Annotated in this window: 7 protein-coding genes; 2 read left to right on the forward strand and 5 right to left on the reverse strand. The window is 41.3% G+C overall.

The features are described from left to right. Positions 1-115: 115 nt before the first annotated feature. From BCT81_RS15960 to BCT81_RS15975, 4 genes are all read right to left on the reverse strand, one after another. A complete protein-coding gene (locus BCT81_RS15960) occupies positions 116-748 on the reverse strand; it encodes a LysE family translocator (RefSeq protein ID WP_102425071.1) in 633 nt (210 codons plus the stop codon). A 187-nt stretch (positions 749-935) separates the two neighbouring features. Continuing rightward, on the reverse strand, positions 936-1,322 hold the full coding sequence (locus BCT81_RS15965; protein WP_102425072.1) for a hypothetical protein: 387 nt from the start codon (positions 1,320-1,322) through the stop codon (positions 936-938). 64 nt (positions 1,323-1,386) lie between these two features. After that, a complete protein-coding gene (yqfB, locus tag BCT81_RS15970; protein WP_102425073.1) occupies positions 1,387-1,701 on the reverse strand; it encodes a N(4)-acetylcytidine aminohydrolase in 315 nt (104 codons plus the stop codon). A 46-nt stretch (positions 1,702-1,747) separates the two neighbouring features. Next, complete coding sequence (locus tag BCT81_RS15975) at positions 1,748-2,605, reverse strand: LysR family transcriptional regulator (protein WP_102425074.1); 858 nt, start codon at positions 2,603-2,605, stop codon at positions 1,748-1,750. Positions 2,606-2,691: 86 nt separating this feature from the next. Between BCT81_RS15975 and BCT81_RS15980 the strand changes: the two genes are divergently transcribed. Next, complete coding sequence (locus BCT81_RS15980; protein ID WP_102425077.1) at positions 2,692-2,931, forward strand: DUF2798 domain-containing protein; 240 nt, start codon at positions 2,692-2,694, stop codon at positions 2,929-2,931. Then, positions 2,924-3,211 (forward strand): putative quinol monooxygenase, encoded by a 288-nt coding sequence (locus BCT81_RS15985; protein WP_102425075.1) that lies wholly within the window; start codon positions 2,924-2,926, stop codon positions 3,209-3,211. Before BCT81_RS15980 ends, BCT81_RS15985 begins: the two co-directional genes overlap by 8 nt. 87 nt (positions 3,212-3,298) lie before the next feature. Here the strand turns inward: BCT81_RS15985 and BCT81_RS15990 are convergent. Beyond that, positions 3,299-3,769, reverse strand: a 471-nt coding sequence (locus tag BCT81_RS15990; protein ID WP_206748014.1) for an Imm39 family immunity protein, incomplete at its 5' end; no start/stop codon positions are given.

Below are 3,769 nucleotides of genomic sequence, written 5' to 3' on the forward strand. Positions count from 1 at the left end.
CCACGGGTAAAAATTCAACCTGAGAAATTTTTTACATATCAGAGTTAGGGCTGGGCTCCAACTCATTCTATTCAGATAAGAAAAGTATCTGAAGCCCAAACGCTGTATGCATACATTACTTACTTGTAGCTAAACGGGCAGCAAGTCCCAAAAATACCACGCCCAATACACCATCGATATGACGGTTTAAACTAAAGTGACAACCTAGCAAAGAGCCCAACTTACTAAAAGAAAATGAGAAAATAGTATTGATACATAAAACAATACTACTAAGAATGATTCCAAGTATGAGTATCTGATTGGTTAAAGCACCACCAGAATGCGTAAACTGAGGCAAGAACATACTAAAGAAGATTAACGCTTTGGGGTTCATAATATTATTAAGTAAGCCACGGTAGACTAGATCTTTATTACACAAAGACTGAATCGTCTGACTTGCAGATACGTCTCCTTTGTTTTTTAGCCATGTACGTAATAAATTAACTCCAAGCCAAGATAGATAAATTGCCCCAACAATTTTGATTACCAATACCAAAGGTGGCATCGCTTGCATCAGTTTTCCTAAGCCAAATGCTACTAACAGTGTTTGAATTAATCCCGCAATGAAAATACCAACTGACACCATTACTCCAGCTTTAAAGCCACGAGTCGAAGAATATGTTGATATGAGTACTAAATCTGGGCCCGGAGAAATTGCTAAGAATATAGTGGTAACAAAGAATAGTGGCAATATTGTGGTATCAATCATTTTTTACTGGCTCCTTTCTGTTTGCCAGACTTTACCGATTAATCATTTGAGATGAAAGCTGAATGAATGCCACGGGTAAAAATTCAGCCCGTGAAGGTTTTGGACAAAAGCTTGGCTTCGACATAGCTAACCTAGAATGTTACGGATTAATTGGAGTATGAAAAAGTTGTCCGAAAGCTGCGCCTTGTTAGCTGCTGTGAGCATCCAGTCTATAAATAGTAAATGCGATACTTTCTCCTGCTAATCTTGGATCACTAGTCTCGATTGGTGCTGATAGATGTGTAATACCCACATCAACTATTACCTCAGGATCTATTTCTGTCACGATACCATATGCACGATAGCGCCAGCCCCACTGGTGGTTTAGCTCTTTCTTGGCTTCAGGATTACCTGAAAACATTGACTCCCATTCTTCGTCTTCATAATGGAGGCCGACTGATAAACAGATATCGATATTTTCTCCAGCTTGATATCTATCGCCCCCAAAGTCGTCCATTACAACAACATTGACACCATCTAATTCGATGATTGCCTCAAGATAGTCACCTTCCGTTTTTTTAAAAATTGCTCTCATAGTTTCCCAACTGAAAACGCCCTGTTATGCGCGTGGTTCATGTGCTTCACAACTTGCAGATTTGTTAATCAACGACTTTGAAGCTTATAAAACACAAGCTCTTGTCTGATGGATATATCTTTCGCAAGATCCATTTGAGCATGAAGACAAATGGAAGGTTTTCTGCTTTTGCATGCTTTCTGTTGAGTTTATCAAAGTTCACATGCTCAACACCGACAACTTCTAGTCTACAGATTTTTCGCCCATCTTCGTGAGTAAGTGCTTCAACAACCTGCCCCGGGTAATAATGGCTTTCAGATTTATCCCTAATCGTTGCAGTCTTTTTACCAGAAAGAATCTGGCGCTCTAGCCTTGTGAAAAATGTAATTTTATCCACCATTGAATACCTACTTCCTTACCGATTCTTCCAAAGATATACCGCCCAATTACGTCAAATCAACCTTGCGCCCTTGTAAAGCGCGAGTGTTTTGAACACAGCTCTCGATACATGTGATCAGATCTTGGGACAGTGACGAAGGCTTTGGTTTATTCGCCCACAAGGCATACATAGGCCGAGTAAAAAGTATTTCAGAGTCGTATTGAATGTGCCCGGACATCTCACTATTCAAATCGGCGATCTCTGTCATAGGCAATAAGCCTACCCCCATGCCTGACGCGACCAGTTTACGTACCAAGGTAATGTCGTTGACCCGAGAAACCTTGGAGTATTGCCGCTCGATACTTAGCAAGTCTTGCCCTGAAATTTGCGTCTTAGAGTACGGCATAATAAGTCGGTCTCGGCTTTTGGAGTCTCTTCTTGAGACAAGGCATACGGCAATGTTGGCTAACTTTTTCTGGTAAAAAGACGAGTCTCTTTGCTCTCCACAACGTATCGCTAAATCAAAAGAAGTTTGGCTGAGCAATACATTTGTATTGGCAGGCTCAATAACGACATCCACATGACTTTTCTCTAGCAGAAAGGCTTCAAGCGCTGGGTATAGTTGGCCAATGATTAAGTTTCGTGGGCAATGTAAGACGAAGGAAACCGCTTCACTTTTCGAGCTTTCAGTTACAGCCTGATGAAGATTTAGGGTGGTCTCGCCAAGCTGTTCAAATAACCCTTTACCAAAGCTGGTGAGTTTGACTCCCCTAGAGGAGCGAATAAAGAGTGACTCACCTAATCTCTCTTCTAATAATAAGATGCGTTTGGACAAGGTAGGCGCGGTAGTTGTTAAGTCTCGTGCCGCTTTTGAATAACTGCCTCGGCGGGCTACTTCAACAAATATTAAAAAATCATCCAGCATAAGGTTTTCCGCAATCTTAGTGTTCTAAAGCTCGTATGGCTGAGGATACGATAAATCCATACAGTATACAGAACGGAGGAAGCGCTATGAAAAAACTTTTGTTCACTGCTCTGTTCTCATGTGCGATGTCAAGTATGGTGTCCGCGTGGGTTACTTACATCAATCTCGGTTTACCAGAGGATTTCATCAGTCGATGGGGCTTTGCCTTTATTAATGCTTGGCCGGCTTCGTTTGCAGCGGCCTACTTGTTGAATAAACCAATCATTGTATTAACCCAAAAATTGATGGGCCAATTTACCCCCCAAAAGGAGAAAAACAATGCTTAGTGTTGTGGCTTTTATTACCCCAAAAAGTGAATTTTATGCGGAGTGCAAACAAAAAGCTGAAGGCATTCTAACTGCTACTCGAGAAGAAGCGGGTTGCTTGCGTTTTGAGCTATATGAAAACAAAGCGAAAGATCAGCTTATCTTGGTTGAAAACTGGGTCGACCAAGCCGCCCTAGACGAACACTATGCCCAGCCATATATCACACCGATATTTGAGTTTTATAAAACCGCATTAGCTCATGAGCCACAAATACACAAAATGACCAATGTAAAGGGTTAAATTCTCAGATATATCTGAGTAAGTCACTAGGTAGGTATTGGCCTCACCTACCTACCGTTTAAAAGTTGCTTGAGCTTTAAACGTTTGTTATGTGTAATTTTCGGCCAACCCATATTTTGCCGATACTTGTTGAATTGATTTCTCAGCCAACTCCATGACGAGACTTTGCAACTCCCCACGTTTATCTGCTTCTTTTAGTACCGTTAGTGAAGTTGTTATAGAAACGTTTAGCTCACTGTATTTCTTATTAATAGAACCAAACTCAACAGCGCGAGAGTCATCACTTCCGTATCTAATGATCAAGCTTAATGTATGGAAAGGAGCTTTATCTGACCAACCACTGCCTTCGAGCGTAGGTTCTAATATGGAACAGACCTCTTGAATACAAACCCCCAGGTTTTTAGGTCGCCCTTTTACCAATCCTACACCACCAATTAATATCCGTTTAGCGCTCATATCTCCCCTTACACATAACACCTTGCTAAGGTGAGAGCAACGCAATACCTTAGCCTCCGCATAATACCTTAAACACATAAACCGACGCATAGTAAAAATGCC

The sequence above is a fragment of the Vibrio sp. 10N.261.52.A1 genome, from assembly GCF_002876325.1.
Lineage (GTDB): Bacteria > Pseudomonadota > Gammaproteobacteria > Enterobacterales > Vibrionaceae > Vibrio > Vibrio chagasii.

Bases quoted from the DNA above. Each gene is read 5' to 3' on its own strand.
- BCT81_RS15985 (WP_102425075.1), top strand. From the start codon at position 2,924: ATGCTTAGTGTTGTGGCTTTTATTACCCCAAAAAGTGAATTTTATGCG.
- BCT81_RS15960 (WP_102425071.1), bottom strand. From the start codon at position 748: ATGATTGATACCACAATATTGCCACTATTCTTTGTTACCACTATATTC.
- BCT81_RS15980 (WP_102425077.1), top strand. From the start codon at position 2,692: ATGAAAAAACTTTTGTTCACTGCTCTGTTCTCATGTGCGATGTCAAGT.
- BCT81_RS15965 (WP_102425072.1), bottom strand. From the start codon at position 1,322: ATGAGAGCAATTTTTAAAAAAACGGAAGGTGACTATCTTGAGGCAATC.
- yqfB (WP_102425073.1), bottom strand. From the start codon at position 1,701: ATGGTGGATAAAATTACATTTTTCACAAGGCTAGAGCGCCAGATTCTT.
- BCT81_RS15975 (WP_102425074.1), bottom strand. From the start codon at position 2,605: ATGCTGGATGATTTTTTAATATTTGTTGAAGTAGCCCGCCGAGGCAGT.